Origin of the sequence: Natronoglycomyces albus (assembly GCF_016925535.1) — a bacterium.
Taxonomy (GTDB): domain Bacteria; phylum Actinomycetota; class Actinomycetes; order Mycobacteriales; family Micromonosporaceae; genus Natronoglycomyces; species Natronoglycomyces albus.
The window spans coordinates 2,830,866-2,854,350 of record NZ_CP070496.1; the positions used below are offsets into that span (position 1 = coordinate 2,830,866).

Annotated in this window: 33 protein-coding genes and 1 tRNA gene; 3 read left to right on the forward strand and 31 right to left on the reverse strand. The window is 60.9% G+C overall.

All coding sequences use genetic code 11. The features are described from left to right. The first annotated feature begins 433 nt into the window (after positions 1-433). Together orn and JQS30_RS12140 are read left to right on the forward strand one after the other, a co-directional pair. Positions 434-1,060, forward strand: a complete 627-nt coding sequence (orn, locus tag JQS30_RS12135) for an oligoribonuclease (RefSeq protein ID WP_343076220.1) — start codon at positions 434-436, stop codon at positions 1,058-1,060. Positions 1,061-1,178: 118 nt separating this feature from the next. After that, positions 1,179-1,254 (forward strand) — tRNA-His (locus JQS30_RS12140). Between the two features lie 123 nt (positions 1,255-1,377). Here the strand turns inward: JQS30_RS12140 and JQS30_RS12145 are convergent. Beyond that, positions 1,378-2,181: an aminotransferase class IV family protein gene (locus tag JQS30_RS12145; protein ID WP_213170514.1), complete on the reverse strand. Its 804-nt coding sequence runs from the start codon at positions 2,179-2,181 to the stop codon at positions 1,378-1,380. Between the two features lie 26 nt (positions 2,182-2,207). Here JQS30_RS12145 and JQS30_RS12150 point away from each other — a divergent pair, with 26 nt between their 5' ends. Then, positions 2,208-2,606 carry a MerR family transcriptional regulator gene (locus JQS30_RS12150; protein WP_213170515.1) on the forward strand — a complete coding sequence of 133 codons (399 nt, stop codon included), beginning with the start codon at positions 2,208-2,210 and terminating at the stop codon, positions 2,604-2,606. Positions 2,607-2,649: 43 nt separating this feature from the next. Here JQS30_RS12150 and JQS30_RS12155 read toward each other — a convergent pair whose 3' ends face one another. The 30 genes from JQS30_RS12155 to JQS30_RS12300 form a co-directional block, all read right to left on the reverse strand. Then, positions 2,650-3,111: a DUF1707 SHOCT-like domain-containing protein gene (locus JQS30_RS12155; RefSeq protein ID WP_213170516.1), complete on the reverse strand. Its 462-nt coding sequence runs from the start codon at positions 3,109-3,111 to the stop codon at positions 2,650-2,652. A 132-nt stretch (positions 3,112-3,243) separates the two neighbouring features. Next, positions 3,244-4,083, reverse strand: coding sequence for a type I methionyl aminopeptidase (map, locus tag JQS30_RS12160; protein ID WP_213170517.1), 840 nt, complete (start codon positions 4,081-4,083; stop codon positions 3,244-3,246). A gap of 13 nt (positions 4,084-4,096) precedes the next feature. Next, positions 4,097-4,732 (reverse strand): adenylate kinase, encoded by a 636-nt coding sequence (locus JQS30_RS12165; protein WP_213170518.1) that lies wholly within the window; start codon positions 4,730-4,732, stop codon positions 4,097-4,099. A gap of 15 nt (positions 4,733-4,747) precedes the next feature. Continuing rightward, complete coding sequence (gene secY / locus JQS30_RS12170) at positions 4,748-6,085, reverse strand: preprotein translocase subunit SecY (protein ID WP_213170519.1); 1,338 nt, start codon at positions 6,083-6,085, stop codon at positions 4,748-4,750. Positions 6,086-6,349: 264 nt separating this feature from the next. Next, positions 6,350-6,808 (reverse strand): 50S ribosomal protein L15, encoded by a 459-nt coding sequence (gene rplO / locus JQS30_RS12175; RefSeq protein WP_213170520.1) that lies wholly within the window; start codon positions 6,806-6,808, stop codon positions 6,350-6,352. 2 nt (positions 6,809-6,810) lie between these two features. After that, a complete protein-coding gene (gene rpmD, locus JQS30_RS12180) occupies positions 6,811-6,993 on the reverse strand; it encodes a 50S ribosomal protein L30 (protein ID WP_213170521.1) in 183 nt (60 codons plus the stop codon). A 14-nt stretch (positions 6,994-7,007) separates the two neighbouring features. Further along, positions 7,008-7,607 carry a 30S ribosomal protein S5 gene (rpsE, locus tag JQS30_RS12185; protein WP_213170522.1) on the reverse strand — a complete coding sequence of 200 codons (600 nt, stop codon included), beginning with the start codon at positions 7,605-7,607 and terminating at the stop codon, positions 7,008-7,010. A gap of 1,290 nt (positions 7,608-8,897) precedes the next feature. Next, entirely contained in the window at positions 8,898-9,293 is a 396-nt protein-coding gene (rplR, locus tag JQS30_RS12190) for a 50S ribosomal protein L18 (protein WP_213170523.1), read from the reverse strand. Next, entirely contained in the window at positions 9,293-9,832 is a 540-nt protein-coding gene (gene rplF, locus JQS30_RS12195; RefSeq protein WP_213170524.1) for a 50S ribosomal protein L6, read from the reverse strand. The genes rplR and rplF overlap by 1 nt, the downstream gene beginning before the upstream one ends. A gap of 18 nt (positions 9,833-9,850) precedes the next feature. After that, entirely contained in the window at positions 9,851-10,258 is a 408-nt protein-coding gene (rpsH, locus tag JQS30_RS12200; RefSeq protein WP_213170525.1) for a 30S ribosomal protein S8, read from the reverse strand. Between the two features lie 245 nt (positions 10,259-10,503). After that, positions 10,504-10,689 (reverse strand): type Z 30S ribosomal protein S14, encoded by a 186-nt coding sequence (locus JQS30_RS12205; RefSeq protein ID WP_213170526.1) that lies wholly within the window; start codon positions 10,687-10,689, stop codon positions 10,504-10,506. After that, positions 10,689-11,255, reverse strand: coding sequence for a 50S ribosomal protein L5 (rplE, locus tag JQS30_RS12210; protein ID WP_213170527.1), 567 nt, complete (start codon positions 11,253-11,255; stop codon positions 10,689-10,691). Before rplE ends, JQS30_RS12205 begins: the two co-directional genes overlap by 1 nt. Then, a complete protein-coding gene (rplX, locus tag JQS30_RS12215; RefSeq protein ID WP_213170528.1) occupies positions 11,255-11,569 on the reverse strand; it encodes a 50S ribosomal protein L24 in 315 nt (104 codons plus the stop codon). Before rplX ends, rplE begins: the two co-directional genes overlap by 1 nt. Further along, complete coding sequence (gene rplN / locus JQS30_RS12220; protein ID WP_213170529.1) at positions 11,569-11,934, reverse strand: 50S ribosomal protein L14; 366 nt, start codon at positions 11,932-11,934, stop codon at positions 11,569-11,571. The genes rplX and rplN overlap by 1 nt, the downstream gene beginning before the upstream one ends. A 12-nt stretch (positions 11,935-11,946) precedes the next feature. Then, the gene (rpsQ, locus tag JQS30_RS12225; RefSeq protein WP_213170530.1) at positions 11,947-12,216 is read right to left on the reverse strand and encodes a 30S ribosomal protein S17; all 270 of its coding nucleotides are present in this window, start codon (positions 12,214-12,216) and stop codon (positions 11,947-11,949) included. Next, positions 12,213-12,446: a 50S ribosomal protein L29 gene (gene rpmC, locus JQS30_RS12230; RefSeq protein ID WP_213170531.1), complete on the reverse strand. Its 234-nt coding sequence runs from the start codon at positions 12,444-12,446 to the stop codon at positions 12,213-12,215. Before rpmC ends, rpsQ begins: the two co-directional genes overlap by 4 nt. Next, positions 12,446-12,871 carry a 50S ribosomal protein L16 gene (gene rplP / locus JQS30_RS12235; RefSeq protein ID WP_213170532.1) on the reverse strand — a complete coding sequence of 142 codons (426 nt, stop codon included), beginning with the start codon at positions 12,869-12,871 and terminating at the stop codon, positions 12,446-12,448. Before rplP ends, rpmC begins: the two co-directional genes overlap by 1 nt. A gap of 5 nt (positions 12,872-12,876) precedes the next feature. Continuing rightward, a complete protein-coding gene (gene rpsC, locus JQS30_RS12240) occupies positions 12,877-13,635 on the reverse strand; it encodes a 30S ribosomal protein S3 (protein ID WP_213170533.1) in 759 nt (252 codons plus the stop codon). Further along, positions 13,635-14,120 (reverse strand): 50S ribosomal protein L22, encoded by a 486-nt coding sequence (gene rplV, locus JQS30_RS12245; RefSeq protein WP_213170534.1) that lies wholly within the window; start codon positions 14,118-14,120, stop codon positions 13,635-13,637. The genes rpsC and rplV overlap by 1 nt, the downstream gene beginning before the upstream one ends. 27 nt (positions 14,121-14,147) lie before the next feature. After that, a complete protein-coding gene (gene rpsS, locus JQS30_RS12250) occupies positions 14,148-14,429 on the reverse strand; it encodes a 30S ribosomal protein S19 (protein ID WP_213170535.1) in 282 nt (93 codons plus the stop codon). A 3-nt stretch (positions 14,430-14,432) separates the two neighbouring features. Further along, on the reverse strand, positions 14,433-15,272 hold the full coding sequence (gene rplB / locus JQS30_RS12255) for a 50S ribosomal protein L2 (RefSeq protein WP_213170536.1): 840 nt from the start codon (positions 15,270-15,272) through the stop codon (positions 14,433-14,435). Between the two features lie 23 nt (positions 15,273-15,295). Further along, a complete protein-coding gene (rplW, locus tag JQS30_RS12260) occupies positions 15,296-15,610 on the reverse strand; it encodes a 50S ribosomal protein L23 (protein ID WP_213170537.1) in 315 nt (104 codons plus the stop codon). Continuing rightward, positions 15,607-16,260, reverse strand: a complete 654-nt coding sequence (gene rplD, locus JQS30_RS12265) for a 50S ribosomal protein L4 (protein ID WP_213170538.1) — start codon at positions 16,258-16,260, stop codon at positions 15,607-15,609. The genes rplW and rplD overlap by 4 nt, the downstream gene beginning before the upstream one ends. Further along, positions 16,260-16,907 carry a 50S ribosomal protein L3 gene (gene rplC / locus JQS30_RS12270; RefSeq protein WP_213170539.1) on the reverse strand — a complete coding sequence of 216 codons (648 nt, stop codon included), beginning with the start codon at positions 16,905-16,907 and terminating at the stop codon, positions 16,260-16,262. The genes rplD and rplC overlap by 1 nt, the downstream gene beginning before the upstream one ends. 11 nt (positions 16,908-16,918) lie before the next feature. Further along, positions 16,919-17,227: a 30S ribosomal protein S10 gene (rpsJ, locus tag JQS30_RS12275; protein ID WP_213170540.1), complete on the reverse strand. Its 309-nt coding sequence runs from the start codon at positions 17,225-17,227 to the stop codon at positions 16,919-16,921. Between the two features lie 514 nt (positions 17,228-17,741). Then, a complete protein-coding gene (gene tuf, locus JQS30_RS12280; protein ID WP_213170541.1) occupies positions 17,742-18,935 on the reverse strand; it encodes an elongation factor Tu in 1,194 nt (397 codons plus the stop codon). 256 nt (positions 18,936-19,191) lie between these two features. Then, positions 19,192-21,243: an elongation factor G gene (gene fusA / locus JQS30_RS12285; protein ID WP_246498158.1), complete on the reverse strand. Its 2,052-nt coding sequence runs from the start codon at positions 21,241-21,243 to the stop codon at positions 19,192-19,194. 80 nt (positions 21,244-21,323) lie between these two features. Continuing rightward, on the reverse strand, positions 21,324-21,794 hold the full coding sequence (gene rpsG, locus JQS30_RS12290; RefSeq protein WP_213170543.1) for a 30S ribosomal protein S7: 471 nt from the start codon (positions 21,792-21,794) through the stop codon (positions 21,324-21,326). Positions 21,795-21,797: 3 nt separating this feature from the next. After that, complete coding sequence (gene rpsL / locus JQS30_RS12295) at positions 21,798-22,169, reverse strand: 30S ribosomal protein S12 (RefSeq protein WP_213170544.1); 372 nt, start codon at positions 22,167-22,169, stop codon at positions 21,798-21,800. A 688-nt stretch (positions 22,170-22,857) separates the two neighbouring features. After that, positions 22,858-23,220, reverse strand: coding sequence for a hypothetical protein (locus JQS30_RS12300; protein ID WP_213170545.1), 363 nt, complete (start codon positions 23,218-23,220; stop codon positions 22,858-22,860). Positions 23,221-23,485: the final 265 nt, after the last annotated feature.

Sequence of the window (23,485 nt, forward strand, 5' to 3'; positions counted from 1 at the left end):
TTACCAAATCGATGCGAACTCCCCGCTAGGATTGCCGGGGATCTATATTCGTAGGAACCGCCGCTTTGGATGGCTCCACGGTCACCGTTCGTTCGCGCGATCGGCTAGTAGTGGCTCGGACCCGAATTTTTCGGGTCTACTGGTTAAACACCAATGGAAGCCAATTATGATCCCTTTGAGACCGAGGTCACTTATTTTTCCGGTCCGCTACATTGCCGACCGTTACCTTTAACAGGTACACGCGACATAACCATAAAAGGTTGAGAGTGTTTCGTAAAGCGACGGCAATCACGGCACAACCGCACCAATGCGGACTCATTTGGCACCTACGCTGCACCTATACCTTTCGCCTCGTGACCAACAACACCCCCTAATGTCGACTCGAATACTGCGGTGAGGTCGTCCCGGCCACGTGACAACGCCGCGTACAGTTATCGGGATGAATGAACGACTGGTGTGGGTTGACTGCGAAATGACCGGCCTCAACCTCCAAGAAGACGCGTTGATCGAAGTAGCCGCGCTCGTGACGGAGCCGGACCTGACACCGTTGGATGACGGTATCGACATCGTCATCAGTGCTGAGGACGCGAAATTGGACTCCATGGCCAAAATCGTCGCCGACATGCATGCGAAGTCCGGGCTCACCGACGAGGTCCGAGCGGCCACGACCACGATGTCCGAGGCTGAAGATCAGATTTTGGAATACGTGGCGAAGCATATTCCCGATCCGCGCACAGCGCCGCTGTGCGGCAATTCGATCGCCACTGATCGGACTTTCCTCGCTCGGGACATGCCTCGATTCAACGACTACCTGCACTACCGCATGATTGACGTCTCGTCTCTCAAAGAGCTGTGTCGTCGCTGGTACCCACGCGTGTATTTCCACCAGCCCGAGAAGGGGCTTCGCCATCGGGCGCTTTCGGACATCTTGGACTCGATTCGAGAACTCGAGTACTACCGCAAGGCTGTCCTCGTGCCACTTCCCGGGCCCGACTCCGAGGAGGCCAAAGCGATTGCTGCGTCTTTGGCGCCCGAGACGGCACTAGTCGAGGAGAATTAAGCCCCGCTCACTTAGAGAGGGGACGTGGAGACTGTTGCCACACAACCCCCTTGCACAGCCCCCATCGGGACGGGCTATCATAGATCGGCGGTAACACCTCAGGGAGTTACACGCGATGGTGGTCGTAGCTCAGCCGGTAGAGCGCTTGGTTGTGGTCCAGGAGGTCGCGGGTTCAAGCCCCGTCGATCACCCCAAATGTAAAGGGCCCGAACCGTTCGGTTCGGGCCCTTTTTCATACCCCGTTACCTTGTCGCGGCACTCATGCGGCACCTCAGGAGGCTGTAGTCGCTGCGCGGCAGGATATTCCGAATCCTCTCCTACGGGCGCGTCGGTGTCTGGTCGGAATAACACTCGTGCAGCAGCTGCGTGAATGCGGGATCCAGCGCCAATGGCCGCTGGCCAATCCTGGAAATGGGAACCGCCGGAGTCCAGGAGTTCATCACCACTGCCGACATGTGCTCAGCGAGGTCGGCCCCAGTAATCTCACGAGTCTGTTGGGGAATGCCACGGGCCTTCAAACCGCGGCTGAGGATACGCATGGTGATTCCCTGCAGCATGTCGGCTCGGGGCCAGATCACACTCTCGCCGTCCCACAAGGCCAGGTTCCATATAGTCGCCTCGCTCAGCCGCCCAAACCGGTCGGTGAACACCGCGTCATCGAAACCGCGTGCGTTGGCCTGCCGCAACAGCAGCGTCTTGGAGACCTCGCCAACATGTTTGACGTGCGGAAGATGGCGTTCATGTTCCACCAAGTCAAGCGCCAACGGGCCGGTGGGTGGTTGGGCCGGTTCGGTGACCTTGACGAGGACGTCGAGGGCCGCCCTTTCACCGGCGGAAGCGAACTCTCCCGGCCGTGATGCGACATAGCACGTCAGGGACGCATCTGCGGGAGCCGTTTCGAGCGCACTGCGAAGGTGCTCACGCATGGTCGAATCTGGTAGGTGCTGTCCGAATAGGTCGTCGCTGGCGTCACGCAACCTGGCCAAGTGCAGGTCCAAGCCACGCACCCGGTGGTTGCGGACTTGCATCGCGGTGAAGTGAGCGAACCCTGCGAACGCCACAGCCGAAAGGTCGCCAACGTTAGCCGGATTACGATTGAAACGGGTTATCGAGATGGTCATAGGCTCGACAGTAGGAGTTGACACTAGTGGCACAGGCAAGTCGACCGGACGAAAAACCGCAACTACGCATCGGCGAACTGGCCAAACGCACTGGTGCCACACCCCGTATGCTGCGGCACTACGAGAACGAGGGCCTCATTGAGGCACAGCGTTCCTCGACTGGCCAGCGGCTGTTCTCCTCCTCAGCGGTCGAGCAGGTTCATCACATCCGAAGGCTATTGGCGGTGGGGTTGCCTCTTGCCGTTATCGGAGAGCTTTTCGGCTGTATCCGTGACCCCCAGCGGCTTGAACCGTGCGCGGTCCCACTACTTGCCGAACACCTACACGCATATGACAGCCGGATCGCGCAATTGTCCAGCACCCGGGACGCCCTCCAAGGGCTTATTGACGCCTCGACTTCAGACCCATTGGAGACCTCTAGTTGAACTCGCCGCACAGGCACAAGGAGGCCGCCGCAGCTGGAGAAGACTAGTCGTCGGGGTCCAGTTTGCTCATGATGGTGATGGCCACGGCGATGACTCCCATAATTCCGACCGGCCAGATGGGCCAGAAAGACTGCAGCTGCAGCGACGCGATCGAGGATATTCCCCAAATCCCCACGGTGATGCACGTGACCCACACAAACGCGATCCAGATGCCTTTGTCATCTGAGCAATTTTCGCTGGAGTTCTTAGCGGCCTCACGCTGCGCGACCTCTTCGGGAGTGAGATCTATCGAATGGACCGATGGGTCCAAAGCCCGCGACTCATCGGGTAGATCATCGAAAAGTCGCTGGAGTTCGCCCACGGTCTTCACCGCGTACACATCCCGGGTGCGTTCGTCGAACTCGCCGATGTCCAACCGGCCTTCATCGAGCGCCTTCTGTAGGCGTGCGATGGCGCTCTCCCGATCAGCGTGGGAAAGGCGGATATTCTGCTCATCTGGGGTCATGAGAGGACTCCTCGGTAGACGGGCTCAATGATTTCTGCTCGACAACGGTGAACGCCGCGTCGCCGAGCAGTCCCAGAAGTGAGTTGTCTTCGGGAAGCGTCGCGCCCGTCAGTAATGTCGCCTCAGGGCGAACTAAGCGTTACGGGCGCGGGAAGACGCCAGTTCGCCAAGCTTCTCGACTCCCCCGTCAGGGGCCGTCAACACCCACAAACCATCATCGCAAATCGCGATCGAGTGTTCGGAGTGGGCGGCCAGGGAGCCGTCAGCGGTAACGATCGTCCAATTGTCGTCCAACTCAGCTGTGTCCGGCGAGCCAAGCGTCACCATGGGTTCAATGGCCAAAGCCATACCCGGGCGCAGTTTCGGGCCGCTGTGTGCTGGGCCATAGTTGAGCACATGCGGGTCTTGGTGCATTTCCGTGCCTATTCCATGGCCACCGAAGCCTTCGACAATACCGAAGTCGCCAGCACCCTCAATATAGCGCTCAATGGCGTTGGAGATGCCTCCAAGACGCTTTGAGGAGCCCGCTGCCCGGATGCCGGCCCACAGGGCCTCATCGCACACCTCGATGAGCTCAGCGGCACCCTCGTCGATACGACCGACGGGGAGCGTGATCGCCGCGTCACCATGCCAGCCGTTGAGAACCGCGCCGACATCAATCGAAATGATGTCGCCCTCGGCCAAGACGGCGTCATCAGCGGGGATCGCGTGAACGACCTGATTATTTACCGAGGAGCAAATCGAACCCGGGTACGGGCCCGCGCCGATGTCGTAGCCCAGAAAAGACGGCTCGGCCGAATGCGACCGGATGATGTCCTCGGCAATGCCGTCCAGTTCCCCAGTCGACACCCCCGGGACCACGGCCTTGCGCATAGCCTCATGCACCGCGGCCACGATAAGCCCCGCCTTGCGCATGAGCTCGAACTGCTCAGAGGTCTTGTACTGAATATTCTGCCGACCGCGCCGAAACATCTGTCCCCTATACCTAGGTGTGCTGCCGCAGTGCCTGCAAGGCCCGCTTAGTGACCTCGGAGACCGGGCCCAAAGCGTCGATGCGCACCAGCTTGCCTTGCTGGCGGTAGAAATCCACCAGGGGCGCCGTCTGCTCGGCATACACCTTCAGACGGTTCGAGATGGTTTCGGGCCGGTCATCGTCACGCTGGTAAAGGTCCTCCGAGTCCGCATCCTGGGGAGGATCGAACTCGAGGTGGTAGACCTTCCCGGTGGAGCGCGACACGCGACGACCCGAAAGGCGTCGAATGACCTCTTCGTCAGACACATCCAGCTGCAGCACCCCGTCCAGGGCGACATTGAGCTCGCCGAGTCGACGATCTAGCTCCTGCGCCTGTTCGGTGTTACGCGGATATCCGTCGAGGAGGAAACCCACAGCGGCATCGTCCTGAGCTAGACGGTCGGCCACCATTTTATTGGTGACTTCGTCGGGAACCAGGTCCCCTGCGTCCATGTAGCTCTTCGCTTCGATCCCCAACGGGGTGCCGCCAGCGACATTGCTGCGGAAGATGTCTCCAGTGGAGATCTTTGGTACGCCCAGTTCGGCGGCTATGTACTCCGCTTGGGTGCCCTTTCCGGCCCCTGGGGGGCCGACAAGTACCAGTCGCACGTGTCACTACTCCTTTTAGCGCAGGAATCCTTCGTAGTTCCTTTGCATGAGCTGGCTCTCGATCTGTTTCACAGACTCCAGACCAACGCCAACCATGATCAAGACAGCCGTACCGCCGAACGGGAACTGCGCGAACAACTGCTCGTTTCCGAAGGCAACAATGGCCAGGTTGGGAAGGATAGCGATCGTTCCCAGGTACATCGCCCCAGGGAACGTCAGACGTGACAAGACTCGCGAAAGATAGGAGGCGGTGGGACTGCCGGGACGCACGCCAGGAATGAACCCGCCGACCTTCTTCATGTTGTCGGCGATGTCGTCGGGGCGGAACGTGATCGACACGTAGAAGTAGGTGAAGAACACGATCAGCAGGAAGAACAGGCTGATGTAGACCCACGAGCCCTGGTTGATCAGGTAACGCTGGACGAACTGGCCCCAGCCGCTCTCGACGTCGGTTTGCATCTGCATGGCCAGCGTCGGAATGTACAGCAGAGACGAGCCGAAGATGACCGGGATAATACCGGCCTGGTTGACCTTCATCGGGATGTAGGTGGAGGTACCGCCATACATCCGGCGACCAACCATCTTCTTGGCGTACTGCACCGGAATCCGGCGCTGCGACTGCTCAATGAAGACCACAGCGACCATGATCATGATGCCGATCGCGACGATCGTGCCGAACATGAACCAGCCCTCGGACTGCTGCAGCTGCCAGAACTGGCCTGGCATCATCGCGGCGATCGAGGCGAAGATCAGCACGGACATGCCGTTACCGATGCCCTTTTCGGTGACCTGTTCACCAAACCACATGATCAGGGCCGTACCGGCCACCATGACGATCACGATGGTGAAGACGCTCAGCCAGTAAGGCGCGCTGCCTTCAGTGTTGGACAGGTCGGGAATGATCGGGTCGGGACACTCAGCCCCGAACAAGATGCCCGACCGAGCCAACGCGATATACCCCGACGCCTGCAACAGCGCTAGGGCCAAAGTCAAATAGCGCGTGTACTGGGTGATCTTGGCTTGGCCGACTTGGCCTTCCTTACGCAACTGCTCAAGCCGCGGAATCACCACGGACAACAGCTGCATAATGATCGAGGCGGTGATGTAGGGCATAACGCCCAAGGCGAACACCGACAGTTGAAGCAATGCGCCACCGCTGAAGAGGTTCAACAAACCAAAGACACCGGTGTCATCATCCGGCATCATGTCCAAACACGTCTGGACAGCTTCATAGGACACACCTGGGCTCGGCGTGTTCGCACCCAGGCGATACAACGCAAGAATCAGCAGTGTAAACAGAATCTTCTTGCGCAGATCGGGGGTCCGAAACGCACTGACGAAGGCGGAAAGCAACGCAATTCCTCCAGCAGCTGCGCCAGCTCACGGCGGGGCCAAAAGTGAGTTGGGCTAAGTGTTTGATGAACGTACAGGGGTAAGTAGCGGGGTTCACATACACAAACCTCGCCAAGCGACTTTAACAGCCATGCCGCCACCGGCACACGGCGGTAGGTGGCTAGTCGCCCAGAGAACAAACTGCGGTGAACACACGGTCACGTACAGGCAGAAAAACGGGCTGAGGGAAGACCCCCAGCCCGCCTTTTAGGAAAAAACGTCGCCTTACTTGGCGAACTTGTCGATGACCTCTACCGACCCACCAGCGGCCGTGATGGCCTCACTGGCAGAAGAGGAGAAGGCGTGAGCGGTAACCGACAGCTTGACGCCGCCCAGGTCACCCGAACCCAGCACCTTCACCGGCTGGTTCTTACGAACCGCGCCCTTGGCCACCAAGTCCTCCACACCAACCGTGCCGCCCTCAGGGAACAGCTCAGCCAGCTTGTCCAGGTTGACAACCTGGAAGACGACCTTGTTGTGCGGCTTGAAACCCTTCAGCTTCGGCAGGCGCTTGTGCAGAGGAATCTGCCCACCTGCGAAACCGAGCGGAACCTGTTTGCGGGCCTTGGTTCCCTTGGTACCGCGACCAGCGGTCTTACCCTTGGAACCCTCACCACGACCCACACGGGTCTTGGCCTTCTTCGAGCCCGGAGCAGGCTGCAGGTCGTGAATACGAATCGTCATGACTACTGCACCTCCTCAACCGTCACCAGGTGGTGAACGGTCGCGACCATGCCCCGGAATTCGGGACGGTCTTCCTTGACGACGCTGTGGTTGATGCGCTTCAGACCCAGCGCCTCAATCGTGGCGCGCTGATTGGGCTTACACCCAATCGTCGAACGCTTCTGAGTAATCTTCAAACGTGCCATCTGTGCAAATCCCCCTACGCCTCGAGACCGGCGCGGGCGCGCAGCAGACCCTGCGGAGCGAAGTCCTCCAGCGGCAGGCCACGGCGCGCGGCCACGGCTTCCGGGGACTCCAGCTGCTTGAGGGCAGCCACCGTCGCGTGCACGATGTTGATCGCGTTCGCCGAGCCCAGGGACTTCGACAGCACGTCGGAAATTCCGGCGCACTCCAGCACCGCACGCACCGGGCCACCGGCGATAACACCGGTACCAGCGCTGGCGGGCTTCAGGAGCACGATGCCGGCGGCCTCTTCACCCTGCACCGTGTGCGGGATGGTGCCGTTGATGCGAGGTACCTCGAAGAAGGACTTCTTGGCCTCTTCGACGCCCTTGGCGATCGCGGCGGGCACTTCCTTGGCCTTGCCGTAACCGACGCCAACCTTGCCTTCGCCGTCACCGACGACGACTAGGGCGGTGAAGGCGAAGCGACGCCCACCCTTGACAACCTTGGCAACGCGGTTAATGGTGACGACGCGCTCGATGTGCGGGGACTTTTCGGCCCCACGGCCGCCGTCACGGCGGTCACGACGACGGCCGGAGCCACCGTCTTTTCCACCTTGCTGTTGTTGACCAGCCACTAGCTGATTCCTTTCATTGCTATAACGCCAGCCGGTCGGCTGACTCGCTCTTGCCCACTGCTTCGAACCGCCACAGGGCAGGCCGAACGACAGTACGCAACCTGTTAAGTATGCATGATGGCCAGCACAAAGACGCATGGGCCTCACCTTGTGCGACCAGGGCCACCGATCATTTTGGCAACCATGCTGGCTCACCAACGTAGCCTCGATCAAAGGCCTTTAGGCCAGCGGAGTTTCCCAGCCGGAGTCACGGCCTAAGGGAAAACACCCCTATGCGCTCATTTCCGATTTGTCGTGGTCTCGGGTCTAGGGCCAAGCTGCGTCGTACGGCCACGCCTGATCGACATTTGCATCCTCAGTGAAGCGCGCCGCCTTATTGGCAGACGCTATCTCGAGCCGTCACCAGCCTGATTGCGTGACCAAACGCTACGAGGTCTGCGGCCTGTAAAGCGACAATCACTCGACTGCGCCCAACTCGATGAGTTCTCACTCACCCTGCTCCTGACAGCTTAGGAGCAGGGGCACTGCGAATCCCTCAAGACCGGGCAAAGCTGCACCCATTGACACCACGACAGACTCTCGCCACCGAGTTGATCATCTGCGGACGGAAAGTCACCCGTATCGCCACACGCAGGGGGCTCTCGGAACGTCAGGTACGAAGAGAACTGGACTCAGGACTGAGCGCATTGGGGGTTTCACATCGCCATCAACTAGCTATTGCCTTCCATCGCCATTCAGGCACACCGGTAGAAGCTGATCCAATTCGAGACTGAAACTCGCTCCTAACCCGAATGTCCATATTGTCAGCAAGTGGACTTGCCGTTGACAGCGCATAGAATGCCACCGCTGGAGACGCTGGCGGGTAGCCCTCCGCCTGTTTCCTCGGGTTGTCGTTCGCCCTCCTGTGGTGGGCAACGGCCCCTCTGGACGGCGAACTCACACAGATGGCAACAGTCCGAAACCTGATCGGAATGACAGGTTTGGCCGTCCTATGTGTCGCCTGGCTCGGGATCTACCGGGGATGGCTTCCTCACGTGGGTCTGTGTGTAGGCCCGACCTTCTTCTCCGACAGTGCCGTCACCTCGCCCTGGTGGGCGCCCCCTGGCCTGGCCGGTTCACGACGACGGCGGGGCCGCCTGGGCTATGGCCCTCACCCTCGTGCTGGCCGCAACGGTTTTCGGCCTCCTGTCACGCCAGCGACCGAACTCCACGACTCTCACATAGTCTCCGTAACAACCGAGGGCCGGATGGAAGCTGCGCTTCCATCCGGCCCTCGGGCACGTTTTGTGCTTAGAAGTCCAAGCCACCTTCACGGGCGGCCTCGGCCAGTGCGGCAACGCGACCGGCGTACTTGACGCCACCGCGGTCCAACACGACCTTCTCGACACCGGCGGACTTGGCGCGCTCGGCGATGAGCTTGCCAACTTCCTTGGCGACATCGGACTTGTTGCCCTCGACGCTCTTGACAGACGCATCGAGACTTGACGCGGAGACCAGCGTGTGGCCCTTCACGTCGTCGATGATCTGAACCGAGATGTTCTTCGAGGAACGGAACACTGCCAGGCGCGGGCGCTCGGCGGTGCCGAATACCTTCTTGCGCAGGCGGTAGTGGCGGCGGTTGCGACCGATACGACGCTTCGCCGACTCGCTCCCAGAGGGGCGACGCTTGGCTAGGGTACTTGACATTACTTACCTGCCTTCCCAGCCTTGCGGCGAATGGTCTCTTCCACATACTTCACGCCCTTGCCCTTGTAGGGCTCCGGCGGACGCTTCTTGCGGATGTTAGCGGTCACTTCGCCGACCAGCTGCTTGTCGATTCCTTCAACGTGCAGCAAGGTGGGCTTTTCCAGCACGAAGGTGATGCCCTGCGGGGGTTCGACCACGACGGGGTGGCTGAATCCGAGAGCAAGCTCCAGGGTGGTGCCCTTCAGCTGGGCCCGGTAACCGGTCCCGTTGATTTCCAGGCTGCGACGGTAGCCTTCGCTCACACCAATGACCATGTTGTTGACCAGGGTGCGGGAGAGGCCGTGACGGGCCTTTGAGTCACGCTCGTCGTCCGGGCGGTTCACTTGCAGCGAACCGTCGTCCTTCTTTTCGATCGTGATGGGGTCAACCAGCGTGTGGTTGAGTTCCCCTTTGGGGCCCTTAACGGTGACGGTCTGGCCGTCGATGGTGACATCGACGCCGGAGGGCACCGCGATGGGCGAAATACCAATGCGCGACATTGCTTGTTACCCCCTCAGTTACCAGACGTAGGCGATGACTTCGCCGCCCACGCCACGCTTGCGAGCCTGACGGTCGGTCAGCAGGCCTTGGGACGTGGACACAATGGCCACACCCAGGCCGCCGAGCACGCGCGGCAGCTCAGTGGACTTCGCGTAAACCCGCAGGCCCGGCTTTGACACGCGGCGGACTCCGGCGAGGGAGCGCTCACGGTTGGGGCCGAACTTTAGGTCCACGACGAGCTTCTTACCGACGACGCCTTCAGCAGGCTCCTCGACTCGCCAGCTAGCGACGTAGCCTTCCTGCTTGAGGACTTCGGCGACGTTGGCCTTCAGCTTCGAGTGAGGCATTTCCACGACCTCGTGGAAAGCCTGGTTGGCGTTACGCAGACGGGTCAGCATGTCTGCGATCGGGTCGGTCATTACCATGATTTGTTACCCTTCCGCCCCGGTTCCGCCTAAATATGCTGGGCGGCCTGTGGCGATAGATGGATGAAAGGAGAGCTAATGGAAGCAACTCACCGCAAACCATCACTGAATAAATACTGTGAGATCAGCTCCTGGTTTGCGAGGACGTGCCCAGGGTGAAACTGACAAGGCGGGAGGGTTCCCTAGTACGAACGTACTTGGGAACCCGACCAACACAGCGCAGTTTCTTCCTGGGTGCGCCGCAGCTACCAGGAGGCTTTGTGGACGCCTGGCAGCTCGCCGCGGTGGGCCATCTCGCGCAGGCAAACACGGCACAGACCGAACTTGCGGTAAACCGCCTTCGGACGGCCGCACTTCTGGCAGCGGGTGTAGGCGCGCACGCCGAACTTCGGCTTTTGCTTGGCCTTGTGGATCAGAGCCTTTTTAGCCATTAGTTCTCCTTGTACGGGAAGCCCAGCGACTTAAGCAGCGCGTGGCCTTCCTCGTCGGTGTTCGCGGTCGTCACAACCGTGATGTCCATACCGCGGACCCGGTCGATCTTGTCCTGGTCGATCTCGGGGAACACGGCTTGTTCGGTCAGACCGAACGTGTAGTTACCGTGCCCGTCGAACTGCTTGGGGCTCAAACCCCGGAAGTCACGGATGCGGGGCAGCGCGACCGACAGCAGCCGGTCGAGGAACTCCCACATACGGTCCCCACGCAGAGTGACCTTGGCACCGATCGGCTGGCCCTCACGCAGCTTGAACTGCGCGATGGACTTGCGAGCACGGCGCACCACTGGCTTTTGACCAGTGATGACGGTCAGGTCGTTGACGGCTCCATTGATGAGCTTGGAGTCGCGCGCGGCCTCGCCCACACCCATGTTGACCACGATCTTGACCAGACCGGGGATCTGCATGATGTTGGCGTACTCGAACTGTTCTTTCAGCTGCGGCGCAATCTCAGAGCGGTAACGCTCCTTGAGGCGCGGCGAAGATTTGGTTGCAGTGTCAGTCATTAGAGGTCCTTACCCGTCCGCCTCGAAATGCGAACCTTGCGACCGTCATCCCCAATGCGGTACCCAACCCGGGTGGGCTGGTTATCCGCGTCAAGCACCATCACGTTCGAAATGTGAATGGCGGCTTCTTGGGTGACGATCCCACCGGTGCGGGACCCACGGTTGGTCTGACCGACCTTGGTGTGCTTGGTAACCCGGTTTACACCTTCGACCAGGACCCGGTCCCGCTTGGGGAAGGTCTCGAGCACACGGCCCTCTGCACCTCTGTCTTTACCGGCGATAACCCGTACTCGGTCGCCTTTTTTCACCTTCATTACAGCACCTCCGGCGCGAGGGAGATGATCTTCATGAACTGCTTGTCACGCAGCTCTCGACCCACGGGCCCGAAGATGCGGGTTCCCTGCGGCTCGCCATCCTTGATAAGTACAGCGGCGTTTTCGTCGAACCTGATGTAGGAGCCGTCAGGACGGCGACGTTCTTTGGCAGTCCGCACGATGACGGCCTGCACAACATCGCCCTTCTTCACTCCGGCACCCGGAGTGGCGTCCTTGACAGTGGCCACGATCAGGTCGCCGATGCCCGCATAGCGTCGGCCGGAACCGCCCAAAACCCGGATGCACAGCACTTCGCGTGCCCCGGTGTTGTCGGCGATTTTCAGCCGCGACTCTTGCTGAATCACGTCCTGATCTCCTTACTTGGCCTTCTCAAGGATCTCAACGATGCGCCAACGCTTGGTCTTGGAAAGGGGGCGCGTCTCCATGATCTGCACCCGGTCGCCAATGCCACACTCGTTGGACTCATCGTGAGCCTTGTACTTCTTGGTACGACGCATGACCTTGCCATAGAGCGGGTGCTTAACCCGGTCCTCGACTTCGATCACTGCCGTCTTGTCCATCTTGTCGCTCACGACCAGGCCCTGAAGAACCTTACGCCGGCCGCGAGTAGTGGTTTGCTCGCTCATTCGTTACTCTCTTCCGGCGCGGCACTCAGGCCGAGCTTGCGCTCGTTCATGATCGTGTAGATCCGAGCGATTTCCTTACGGACGCCTTTGAGTAGGTGGTTGTTTTCCAGCTGGCCGGTGGCTGCACGAACCCGCAGGTTGAACAGCTCTTCCTTCTTGTCCAGCAGTTTGGTTTCGAGCTCCTTGTCGCTGAGCTCGCGCAGCTCACCAGGTTGGATACCGGTAGCCATTACGCCTCACCTACTTCACGCGTCACGATGCGGCACTTCATGGGCAGTTTGTGAATAGCCCGCTGCAATGCCTCACGTGCCGTCTCCTCGTTGGGGAACGACAGTTCGAACATCACACGGCCCGGCTTCACATTGGCGACCCAGAATTCCGGTGAACCCTTACCCGAACCCATACGGACTTCGGCTGGCTTCTTCGTCAGAGCGTGGTCGGGGAAGATGTTGATCCACACCTTGCCGCCACGCTTGATGTGCCGGGTCATGGAGATACGGGCAGCTTCAATCTGCCGGTTGGTGACGTAGGAGTGCTCCACGGCTTGGATGCCGTATTCACCAAACGTCACCCGGGTGCCGCCCTTGGCCTTGCCTTTGCGCTTCGGCCGGTGGGGCTTGCGGTAGCCCTTGGGGGGCTTACGTGGCATAAGCATGTCAGTTAACCCTCCTGACCAGTCTTCTTCTCGGCACCGCGGCCTTCGCCACCGCGTCCGCCACGACCGCCACGGCGACCGCGACCTCCGCCGTCACCGGTGTCCCGGCGGCGCTGGACCTGCTCGGCCTGCTCTTTGAGCGTGGCCTCACCCTTGTAGACCCAGACCTTCACGCCAATGCGGCCGAAGGTGGTGTGAGCCTCATAGAGTCCGTAGTCGATGTTCGCGCGCAGCGTGTGCAGGGGCACCTGGCCCTCGCGGTACTGCTCGGAACGGGACATTTCCGCACCACCGAGGCGGCCGGAGCACTGAACCTTGATGCCCTTGACCGTCGGGTTACGCATGGCCGACTGAATGGCCTTACGCATCGCGCGACGGAAGTTGACACGGCTGGTCAGCTGCTCGGAGATGCCCTGGGCAACCAGCTGAGCGTCGACATCGGGGTTCTTGACCTCGATAATGTTCAGCTGAACTTGCTTACCGGTGAGCTTCTCCAACTTGCCGCGCAGGCGGTCGGCCTCGGCGCCTTTACGGCCGATGACGATGCCCGGACGAGCGGTGTGGATGTCGACGCGAACCCGCTCACGGGTGCGCTCGATGTCGACCTTGGCGATTCCGGCGCGCTGCAGACCGTCCGTCATGAGCTTGCGGATCTTGACGTCCTCGCCGACGTAGTCGGCATAGTCCTTGTCGGCGTACCAGCGGGACGTCCAGTCGCTGCTGATGCCGAGGCGGTACCCGTGCGGGTGAACCTTTTGACCCATTAGTTGGTCTCCTTCTCGGCGGTGTCGGTGGTCTCGTCAGCGCCCTCGGACTTCGCCTCCGTCGACTCCGTCGCCGCAGGCTTGGCCTTGGGGCGGCGGATCGGTCCGGAAGCCACAGGCGCGGCCTGGACGGCCTCGACAACCACAGTGATGTGGCTGGTGCGCTTGTTGATCCGGAACGCCCGGCCCTGAGCACGCGGCCGGTAACGGCGCATGGTCGGGCCTTCGTCCACGAAAATCTCCGAGATCAGAAGCGATTCGGCGTCGAGTCCGAGGTTATTCTCGGCGTTGGCCATCGCCGAGGCGATAACCTTCCCGACCGGTTCGCTGGCGGCCTGCGGAGCAAATTCCAGAGTCGTCAGCGCCTCGTTGGCGGGCATCCCACGCACGAGGTCCACGACGCGGCGCGCTTTACGAGGAGCGACACGGACATACCGCGCCACAGCCCGCGCGCGCGGGGCCTCTTGGGCCTCCATTACTGCCATCGTTAATCCTTCGTTCGTTTCCCGCGGCTAGCGCCGACGGCTCTTTCGGTCGTCCTTGTCGTGGCTACGGAAGGTACGCGTCAAAGCGAACTCTCCGAGCTTGTGGCCCACCATCGACTCAGTGACGTAAACGGGGACGTGCTTGCGTCCGTCGTGCACACCGAACGTCAGTCCGATGAAGTCAGGAGTGATGGTGGAACGCCGCGACCAGGTCTTGATGACGTTCTTGCTCTTGGACTCGATCGCCTTCTGCACCTTTTTCTCCAGGTGCTCGTCGATGAACGGTCCCTTTTTAAGACTGCGAGCCATGTGTTAACCCCGCTTCCGGTTGGCATAGCGGCGCCGCACGATGAGTCGGTCGGAGCCCTTGTTCTTCTTACGGGTGCGGCCTTCCGGCTTACCGTTCGGGTTGACCGGGTGACGGCCACCAGAGGTACGGCCCTCACCACCACCGTGCGGGTGGTCAACCGGGTTCATAACCACACCACGCACCGTGGGACGACGTCCCTTCCAGCGCATGCGTCCGGCCTTGCCCCAGTTGATGTTGCTCTGCTCGGCGTTGCCGACCTCGCCAACGGTGGCGCGGCAGCGGGTGTCGACCAAGCGGATCTCGCCAGAGGGCATACGCAGGTGGGCGTATTGTCCTTCGCGAGCCAGCAGCTGGATTCCCGTTCCGGCCGAGCGGCCGAGTTTGGCTCCTCCACCGGGCTTGAGCTCCACGGCATGAATCACAGTACCGACTGGCATGTGACGCAGCTGCAAGCTGTTTCCGGGCCGGATGTCGGCACCTTGGCCGTTCTCAATCCGGTCGCCCTGATTGAGGCCCTTCGGGCAGATGATGTAGCGCTTCTCGCCGTCTGCGTAGTGCAGCAACGCGATGCGGGCGGTACGGTTCGGGTCGTACTCGATGTGAGCGACCTTCGCCGGCACGCCGTCCTTGTCGTGGCGACGGAAGTCGATGAGGCGGTACTGACGCTTGTGTCCTCCCCCGCGGTGACGCGTGGTGATGCGTCCCTGCGAGTTACGGCCACCAGTCTTGGTCAGCGGACGCACCAGCGACTTCTCGGGTTGCGAGCGGGTGACTTCAGCGAAGTCTGCGACGCTCGACCCACGACGACCGGGGGTCGTCGGCTTGTGTTTGCGGATACCCATTGGTACTTACTCCTCCAACGCCGCTACGAGACCGGGCCGCCGAAGATCTCACCGAGACGACCGGGGTCGCCATCGACGGTGATGATCGCGTGCTTGACGTTCTTGCGTTTGCCCCAACCGTCACGAGTGCGCTTGCGCTTACCCTGACGGTTGATGGTGTTGACGCTCTTCACCTGCACATTGAAGATCTGCGCAACGGCGATCTTGATGTGAGACTTGTTAGCGCGGGTGTCGACCTCGAAGGTGTACTTGCCCTCACCCAGGAGGGTGTAGCTTTTCTCCGAGATGACCGGCTTAATGATGATGTCGCGCGGGTCGGCGATTTTCACGTCGCTCATGCGGCGGCCTCCTGGTCACGGTTCTTCGAGGCCAGGAACTCATTTAGCGCAGCCTCGGTGAACACGATGTCCTCGTTGTTGAGAACGTCGTAGGTGTTCAGCTGGTCGGCAGGCAGCAGGTGCACGTGCGGCAGGTTCCGCAGGCTCAGCCCGTCGGTCTCCTGCTCGCGAGTGAGAACCACCAGTACCTTGTTCGACTCGATGATGTTGCCCAGCGAGGCGATGGCCTGCTTGGTCGAAGGGGTGTCCCCTTCAACGAAGGAGGTGATCGCGTGGATCTTCTCGTTGCGCACCCGGTCGGTGAGGGCGCAAGCGAGAGCCTGAGCCTTCATCTTCCGAGGGGTCCGCTGCGAGTAATCGCGCGGCTGGGGGCCGTGCACCACGCCACCGCCGGTGAACTGGGGAGCGCGGATGGAACCCTGACGGGCCCGACCGGTTCCCTTCTGGCGGTAGGGCTTACGGCCACCACCGCGGACTTCACCGCGGGTTTTGGTGGAGTGAGTGCCCGAGCGACCAGCAGCCAGCTGAGCGGTCACCACTTGGTGCATCAGCGGGATGTTCGGTTCGACATCGAAGATGTTCTCCGGCAGCGAAATGGTCGTGCCGGTGGCTTTACCCGAAGCGTCCTTGACGGCGATTTCCAAGCTCATTAGGCACCAGCCTTCACTGCCGAGCGAATCAGAACGGTAGCGCCCTTGGGTCCGGGCACGGCGCCCTTGATGAGCACCAGGTTCCGTTCGGTGTCCACGCCCTGCACGGTCAAGTTCTGAACCGTGCGGCGGTTGTGGCCCATACGTCCGGGCATACGCATGCCCTTGAACACGCGACCGGGGGTGGCGCAGCCACCAATGGCTCCGGGGGCGCGGTGGACGCGGTGAGCACCGTGGCTAGCCGGCTGACCGGCGAAACCGTGGCGCTTCATGACACCAGCGAAACCTTTACCTTTGCTTGTTCCGGTGACGTCGATCAGCTCGCCTTGTTCGAAGGTGTCGACCTTGACTTCCTGTCCCAGCTCATATTCGCTGGAGTCGGAGGTCCGGATCTCGACCAGGTGACGGCGCGGAGCCACACCTGCCTTCTCAAAGTGTCCCGTGAGCGGCTTGGTGACGCTCTTGAGCTTGACGTCGCCGAAGGCCAGCTGAACGGCTGCGTAGCCGTCCTTGTCTGGCGTACGGATTTGCGACACGACGTTCGGGCCGGCCTGCACAACCGTAACCGGCACAGAACGGCCGTTTTCGTCCCATACCTGGGTCATACCAACCTTGGTACCCAGGATGCCCTTGACTTGCCTGTCCATGTGTGTGGTCCCTACAGCTTGATCTCGATGTCGACACCGGCCGGCAAATCGAGACGCATCAGCGAGTCGACCGTCTTCGGGGTCGGGTCGAGAATGTCGATCAGGCGCTTGTGCGTGCGCATCTCGAAGTGCTCGCGCGAGTCTTTGTATTTGTGCGGTGACCGGATAACACAGAAACGGTTAATCTCAGTCGGCAACGGCACCGGACCGGAGATGTTGGCGCCCGTACGGGTCACCGTCTCAACGATCTTGCGGGCCGAGGAGTCCACGACTTCGTGGTCGTAGGCCTTTAGCCGAATGCGGATCTTCTGTCCCGCCATGGTTTCCTTACTCTCAAAATCCCTGGTATTACAGGCTGCTCTCCGCAACCTGCGGTCGGGCGTGTCGCGAGCTTTACACAGCATTCTGCCAAGCCAAAAGGCATGTGGCACTGGAGAGAACGACTGACCCCCCTCTGGAGGTACCAGTCATCATCCAGGCAGAAGTTTCCTCCTGCGGAGATGATTATGTAGCTCGCCCTAAACCCGCCTGTAACGGTCCCGATCAGCAAGAATGGCAAAACGCCTATGTCTTCTAGACACTGCCTACTGGGGCCCGCGAGCCGGGCGTGAGCATCAGACCCCAGACGGGTCCCGATGCGAACGCAACCTGTTCATTATGCCCGACCAGCCAGCAGAGCTATAACCGGGGGTCGGGAGACTATGAAGCAGATTACGCGGATGCGTTGTATCGTCGTCAGTTTCTCGCCGCTTCAAACCGAATACCTGAGGCGATCGGAGAAGCGGACAGGAAAATCCGGGTGGTGGGGACGAACCCCACCACCCGGGAAACTAACTACTTGATGACCTTGGTCACTCGTCCTGAACCAACGGTGCGGCCACCCTCGCGGATCGCGAAGAGCAGTCCGTCGTCCATGGCGATCGGCTGAATGAGCTCGACCTTCATGTCCGTGTTGTCACCGGGCATGACCATCTCGGTTCCCTCGGGGAGGGTCACGACACCGGTCACGTCGGTGGTACGGAAGTAGAACTGCGGGCGGTAGTTGTTGAAGAACGGCGTGTGGCGGCCACCCTCATCCTTCGACAGGATGTACACCTGAGCTTCGAACTCGGTGTGGGGAGTGGTCGTGCCGGGCTTGGTGACAACCATGCCGCGCTCGACTTCTTCACGCTTGGTACCACGCAGCAGCAGACCGACGTTTTCACCCGCGCGGGCGTCATCGAGGGTCTTGCGGAACATTTCGATCGCGGTGACCTTGGTGTTGATGGCCGTTTCCTTGATGCCGACGATCTCGACCTCTTCGTTCGGAAGCAGCACACCGCGCTCGACGCGACCGGTGATGACGGTTCCACGACCGGTGATCGTGAAGACGTCCTCGACCGGCATGAGGAACGGCTTGTCCATCTCGCGCTCGGGCTCCGGAATGGAGTCGTCGACGGCCTGCATGAGCTCGGCTACGGCCTCGCCCCACTTCTCGTCGCCTTCGAGGGCCTTCAGGGCCGAAACCTTGACGACCGGGAGGTCGTCGCCGGGGAACTCGGCGTCCGTCAGCAGCTCACGGACCTCCATCTCGACGAGCTCGAGGATTTCCTCGTCGTCGACCATGTCGGACTTGTTCAGAGCCACAACGATGTAGGGAACGCCAACCTGGCGGGCCAGCAGCACGTGCTCGCGGGTCTGCGGCATCGGGCCGTCGGTGGCCGAAACAACCAGAATCGCGCCGTCCATCTGCGCGGCACCGGTGATCATGTTCTTGATGTAGTCAGCGTGACCAGGGCAGTCTACGTGCGCGTAGTGCCGGGTCTCGGTCTGGTACTCGACGTGCGAAATCGCAATCGTGATACCGCGCTGCTTCTCTTCAGGCGCGTTGTCGATCTCGTCAAACGGCGTGTACGGGTTCAGGTCCGGGTGCTTGTCGTGCAGGACCTTCGTGATCGCAGCGGTCAGCGTGGTCTTCCCGTGGTCAACGTGACCGAGGGTACCAATGTTGACGTGCGGCTTAGTCCGCTCGAACTTTTCCTTCGCCACTTCGTCCTCCTGATGGGCTTAATCTTGTATGCGTTGACAATCCATGCCGCAGTCCGAACTTGTCGGAGATTGAGGCACACAGCTCCCCCATTGGGGCGCAGCGGCGCTGCACAATTGCAGGGAACTTTGGATTAGCTGGATTACCTGGAGACTCGCTCTCCACACATTGGCTGGGCTGTCGAGAAGTCGTCTACTTTCGTAGACGCCCTTCCGTCGCCTTGGCACAGCGTGGTGAGTAGAGCCCCATAACTACCGGCTATTCGCCGGTGGCCTTGGCAATCACTTCCTTCGCCACGTTCGCCGGCACTTCGGCGTACGTGTCGAATTGCATGCTGTAGTTTGCACGGCCTTGCGTCTTGGACCGCAGGTCCCCGACGTAACCGAACATCTCCGACAGCGGCACTTGAGCCTTGACCGTACGGTCGTTGCCTCGCTCGCCCATTTCTTGGACGATGCCGCGACGAGAGTTGATGTCACCGATGACATCACCCATGGTTTCTTCCGGGGTGATGACTTCGACTGCCATCATCGGTTCGAGCAGTACTGGTTTGGCGCGACGAGCGGCCTCTTTCAGCACCATCGTACCGGCGATTTTAAAGGCCATCTCCGAAGAGTCGACCTCGTGGTACTGGCCGTCGACCAGTTCCAACTTGACACCCACCAGCGGGTATCCGGCCAAGACACCGAATTCCATCGCGTCTTTGGCACCGTGTTCCACCGAGGGAATGTATTCCTTCGGAATACGTCCACCGGTGATCTTGTTCTCGAACTCGAAGATCTCTTCGGAGTCTTCCAAAGAGAGCGGTTCGACGTTGACGAGTACCCGCGCGAACTGACCGGAACCACCGGTCTGCTTCTTGTGCAGGTATTCGACCTTTTCCACGCGCTTCGAAATGGTCTCACGGTAGGCCACCTGGGGCTTACCGATGTTGGCTTCCACGTTGAACTCACGGCGCATGCGGTCCACGAGGATGTCCAGGTGCAGCTCACCCATACCCGAGATCACGGTCTGGCCGGTCTCGTCATCGGTGACCACGCGGAAGGTCGGGTCTTCTTCGGCCAGACGCTGAATAGCGGTGGCCAACTTGTCCTGGTCGGCCTTCGACTTGGGCTCGATGGCCACGTCGATAACCGGCTCCGGGAAGATCATGGATTCCAGCACGACCTGTGCCTGCGGGTCAGTCAGCGTGTCACCAGTGGTGGTCTGCTTCAAACCCTGGATGGCGATGATGTCGCCAGCCGCGGCGGTCGAACGCTCTTCGCGCTTGTTGGCGTGCATCTGGTAGATCTTGCCGATGCGCTCTTTGCGTTCCTTGGTCGAGTTGATGACCTGGTTACCGGTCTCAATCTTGCCCGAGTAAACCCGAGCGAAGGTGAGACGACCAAGGTGCTTGTCCGTCTGGATTTTGAACGCCAGGCAGGAGAACGGCTCGTCGACATCGGCGTGACGCTCAGCTGGCGTCTCTCCGTCGGTGAGGGTTCCCTGAATGGCGGGGACGTCCAGCGGGCTGGGCAGGTAGTCGACCACGGCGTCGAGCAGCGGCTGCACGCCCTTGTTCTTAAAGGCGGTGCCACACAGAACCGGGTTGATCGCCAGCTCGTTGGTGCCCTTACGGATGGCGGCCTTGATCTCCTCAGTGGAGATCTCTTCGCCTTCCAGGTACTTCATCGCGAATTCGTCGTCGACGTCAGCCAGGGTCTCCAGCAACATCTCACGGTATTCGGCGGCCTGGTCGGCTAGGTCGGCCGGGATCTCTTCGGTCTCATAGTTCTCGCCGAGACCGGTTTCCCCGCGCCACACCTTGGCGTTCATCTCCACCAAGTCGATGACTCCGATGAAGTCGGCCTCGTTACCAATCGGCAGCTGCAACACAGCCGTGTTGGAGTTCAGGCGGTCCTTCATCATTTCGACACAGCGGAAGAAGTTGGCGCCGGTCCGGTCGAGCTTGTTGACAAAGCACATCCGGGGAACGCCATACTTGTCGGCCTGACGCCACACGGTCTCAGTCTGCGGCTCGACGCCAGCGACACCGTCGTACACGGCGACAGCACCGTCCAGGACACGCAGCGAACGTTCCACCTCTACGGTGAAGTCAACGTGACCGGGGGTGTCGATGATCTGGATGGTGTGGTTATCCCACTCACACTTGGTGGCGGCGGAGGTGATGGTGATACCACGCTCCTGCTCCTGCTCCATCCAGTCCATGGTGGCCGCGCCATCATGCACTTCACCGATCTTGTGAGAGATACCGGTGTAGAACAGGATGCGCTCAGTGGTGGTCGTCTTACCAGCATCAATGTGGGCCATGATGCCAATGTTGCGAACATTGGCCAGTTTGGCGTTTGCCTTTGACACGGTTGCCTTCTTCTGGTCGGTAAGGGTCGCCACTACCAACGGTAGTGAGCGAACGCCTTGTTGGAGTCGGCCATCTTGTGGGTGTCTTCGCGGCGCTTGACAGCGGCCCCGAGACCATTGGATGCATCGAGGATTTCGTTCTGGAGACGCTCGACCATGGTCTTCTCACGACGATCGCGCGAGTATCCGACCAGCCAGCGCAGGCCCAAGGTGGTGGCGCGCTGCGGCCGGACATCGACCGGAACCTGGTAGGTAGCGCCACCGACGCGGCGGCTACGAACCTCGAGGGTCGGTTTGACGTTGTCCAGGGCGCGCTTCAAGGTGATCACCGGATCGGTGTCCGTCTTCGCCCGGCAGCCTTCCAGGGCGTCGTAGACGATGCGCTCGGCCAGACGGCGTTTGCCGCGGAGCAGCACCTTGTTGATCAGTTGGGTGACCAGCACCGAGTTGTGCACCGGGTCGGCGGTTAGAGGCCGACGCGGAGCAGGGCCTTTACGCGGCATATCTTATTTCTCCTTCTTCGCGCCGTAGCGGCTGCGCGCCTGTTTGCGGTCGCGGACGCCCTGGGTGTCGAGGGTTCCACGGATGATCTTGTAGCGGACACCAGGCAGGTCGCGAACACGGCCACCGCGCACCAGCACGATGGAGTGTTCCTGCAGGTTGTGTCCTACGCCAGGAATGTAGGCAGTGACTTCGACACCGCTCATAAGCCGAACACGGGCGACTTTGCGCATCGCGGAGTTCGGCTTCTTGGGCGTGGTGGTGTACACGCGGGTGCACACACCGCGCCGCTGCGGGCTGCCCTTCAGCGCCGGCGTTTTATTTTTGCTGATCTTGGCCTTGCGGCCCTTACGGACCAGCTGCTGAATTGTTGGCACCGGGTCTCTCACTCCCTTCGGCCCCACAGGGGGCCGAAACTGCTCTTGCGTGACTGTGGAACTTCTTCAGGGCTCACTCAGGCGCATTCGACTGAATGTTGTGACCCCTCGCAGCTCCATGGCTGTTTTGTCACCTCTGTGTGAGGTGAGGTCAGGTGGCGTCGTGTGGCAAAGTTCTCCGCTCCCCGCACTCGGGCGTGTCGAACCAATCTGAGCCCCAGCGGGCGCGTTGGATCTCTTGGCGCAACCAGCTCGTAAGGTCGAAGCCTTGGCCGGTCTTGCGAGGCGCATTGCGTGCCGGTGACGCCTGGCGAAGTGGGCCCCGAGTTGTCCGCGAGGACGGTCGGGGGCTCGCTGCCATACGGGCACGCACACCTGACCCAGACATAGTCTGGGCGCAAGGGAGAAGCCTACCTACACTACCGAACGGCATGAACGCCGACCCACCAGCCACGACCTGCCGTGTTAGGCATCACCGGTCGGGGCTCGACATCTTTGTTCTCTTTGGTTCTACGAGTGCGGTAGACACACCATTCGTAAGGATACCGTCTGCGCCAATACCACAGACAAGCAGGGGTCGGAGGCAAAATCTCACGCCACAGCCACACCATCGCCGCAGCTATGTGCGCGCTGAGACCCGCCCGCCTTTGGCGCCGGGAACACCGCGACAGGCCAGGGCTGATGGCCGCTACACGGTATTGCCATCGAATTGCGGCTGCCCAGCGCCACTAGCCAGGGAAATCACCCATATGAGCAGTCCGATGACCAGCACGGTCGCGGCCAGCCCCAGGGCAGTCCAGGCAAGAGCACGGATGCGGCGCAGCTTGGCCGCCCCCAACAGCCAGCCATCGGAGTCGCGGATATCACGCTCTGCCTGCCGGGCCAAAACCAGTGCAAACGAGGCGGGAATCGCTCCCCCGACGAAAGGAGCCAGGCACAGCCCAACCCCAGCGAGGACAAACGCCGCGATCACCTTTGAAGACGGTACCGGGTCCGGGTCCACCGGATGGCGCTGCGACGTGGCGTGGATGCCGCTGTGGCTATACGTCACTGGGCTTTCCCTCCCCTGGGCTCTCATAGACAACACAGTATCGCCTCTGAATGAGGCCGAAAGAGGTCGGTGAGCATGCCATAAACAAGTGGGGCCCCTTCCTGTCGGAAGGTGCCCCACCTCATGTTCGCTTTAGATGGCCGATAGCGACCTCAACGTCAACCCATTCACCTGCGATGAACGTGTCTTGCTAAGACGCATACGCCAACGTGAGCCTCAGACGCGATGCGGCGGGGAGACTATCCCCGGTAACGCGCCTAGCCGA

Coding starts and splice junctions, on each gene's coding strand:
- JQS30_RS12145 (WP_213170514.1), bottom strand. CDS start 2,181: ATGACCATCTCGATAACCCGTTTCAATCGTAATCCGGCTAACGTTGGC.
- JQS30_RS12155 (WP_213170516.1), bottom strand. CDS start 3,111: ATGACCCCAGATGAGCAGAATATCCGCCTTTCCCACGCTGATCGGGAG.
- map (WP_213170517.1), bottom strand. CDS start 4,083: ATGTTTCGGCGCGGTCGGCAGAATATTCAGTACAAGACCTCTGAGCAG.
- rplO (WP_213170520.1), bottom strand. CDS start 6,808: ATGACGATTCGTATTCACGACCTGCAGCCTGCTCCGGGCTCGAAGAAG.
- rpmD (WP_213170521.1), bottom strand. CDS start 6,993: ATGGCACGTTTGAAGATTACTCAGAAGCGTTCGACGATTGGGTGTAAG.
- rplR (WP_213170523.1), bottom strand. CDS start 9,293: ATGTCAAGTACCCTAGCCAAGCGTCGCCCCTCTGGGAGCGAGTCGGCG.
- rplF (WP_213170524.1), bottom strand. CDS start 9,832: ATGTCGCGCATTGGTATTTCGCCCATCGCGGTGCCCTCCGGCGTCGAT.
- rpsH (WP_213170525.1), bottom strand. CDS start 10,258: ATGGTAATGACCGACCCGATCGCAGACATGCTGACCCGTCTGCGTAAC.
- JQS30_RS12205 (WP_213170526.1), bottom strand. CDS start 10,689: ATGGCTAAAAAGGCTCTGATCCACAAGGCCAAGCAAAAGCCGAAGTTC.
- rplE (WP_213170527.1), bottom strand. CDS start 11,255: ATGACTGACACTGCAACCAAATCTTCGCCGCGCCTCAAGGAGCGTTAC.
- rplX (WP_213170528.1), bottom strand. CDS start 11,569: ATGAAGGTGAAAAAAGGCGACCGAGTACGGGTTATCGCCGGTAAAGAC.
- rpsQ (WP_213170530.1), bottom strand. CDS start 12,216: ATGAGCGAGCAAACCACTACTCGCGGCCGGCGTAAGGTTCTTCAGGGC.
- rpmC (WP_213170531.1), bottom strand. CDS start 12,446: ATGGCTACCGGTATCCAACCTGGTGAGCTGCGCGAGCTCAGCGACAAG.
- rplP (WP_213170532.1), bottom strand. CDS start 12,871: ATGCTTATGCCACGTAAGCCCCCCAAGGGCTACCGCAAGCCCCACCGG.
- rpsC (WP_213170533.1), bottom strand. CDS start 13,635: ATGGGTCAAAAGGTTCACCCGCACGGGTACCGCCTCGGCATCAGCAGC.
- rplV (WP_213170534.1), bottom strand. CDS start 14,120: ATGGCAGTAATGGAGGCCCAAGAGGCCCCGCGCGCGCGGGCTGTGGCG.
- rpsS (WP_213170535.1), bottom strand. CDS start 14,429: ATGGCTCGCAGTCTTAAAAAGGGACCGTTCATCGACGAGCACCTGGAG.
- rplB (WP_213170536.1), bottom strand. CDS start 15,272: ATGGGTATCCGCAAACACAAGCCGACGACCCCCGGTCGTCGTGGGTCG.
- rplW (WP_213170537.1), bottom strand. CDS start 15,610: ATGAGCGACGTGAAAATCGCCGACCCGCGCGACATCATCATTAAGCCG.
- rplD (WP_213170538.1), bottom strand. CDS start 16,260: ATGAGCTTGGAAATCGCCGTCAAGGACGCTTCGGGTAAAGCCACCGGC.
- rplC (WP_213170539.1), bottom strand. CDS start 16,907: ATGGACAGGCAAGTCAAGGGCATCCTGGGTACCAAGGTTGGTATGACC.
- rpsJ (WP_213170540.1), bottom strand. CDS start 17,227: ATGGCGGGACAGAAGATCCGCATTCGGCTAAAGGCCTACGACCACGAA.
- fusA (WP_246498158.1), bottom strand. CDS start 21,243: ATGGCCCACATTGATGCTGGTAAGACGACCACCACTGAGCGCATCCTG.
- rpsG (WP_213170543.1), bottom strand. CDS start 21,794: ATGCCGCGTAAAGGCCCTGCTCCGCGTCGGCCTCTAACCGCCGACCCG.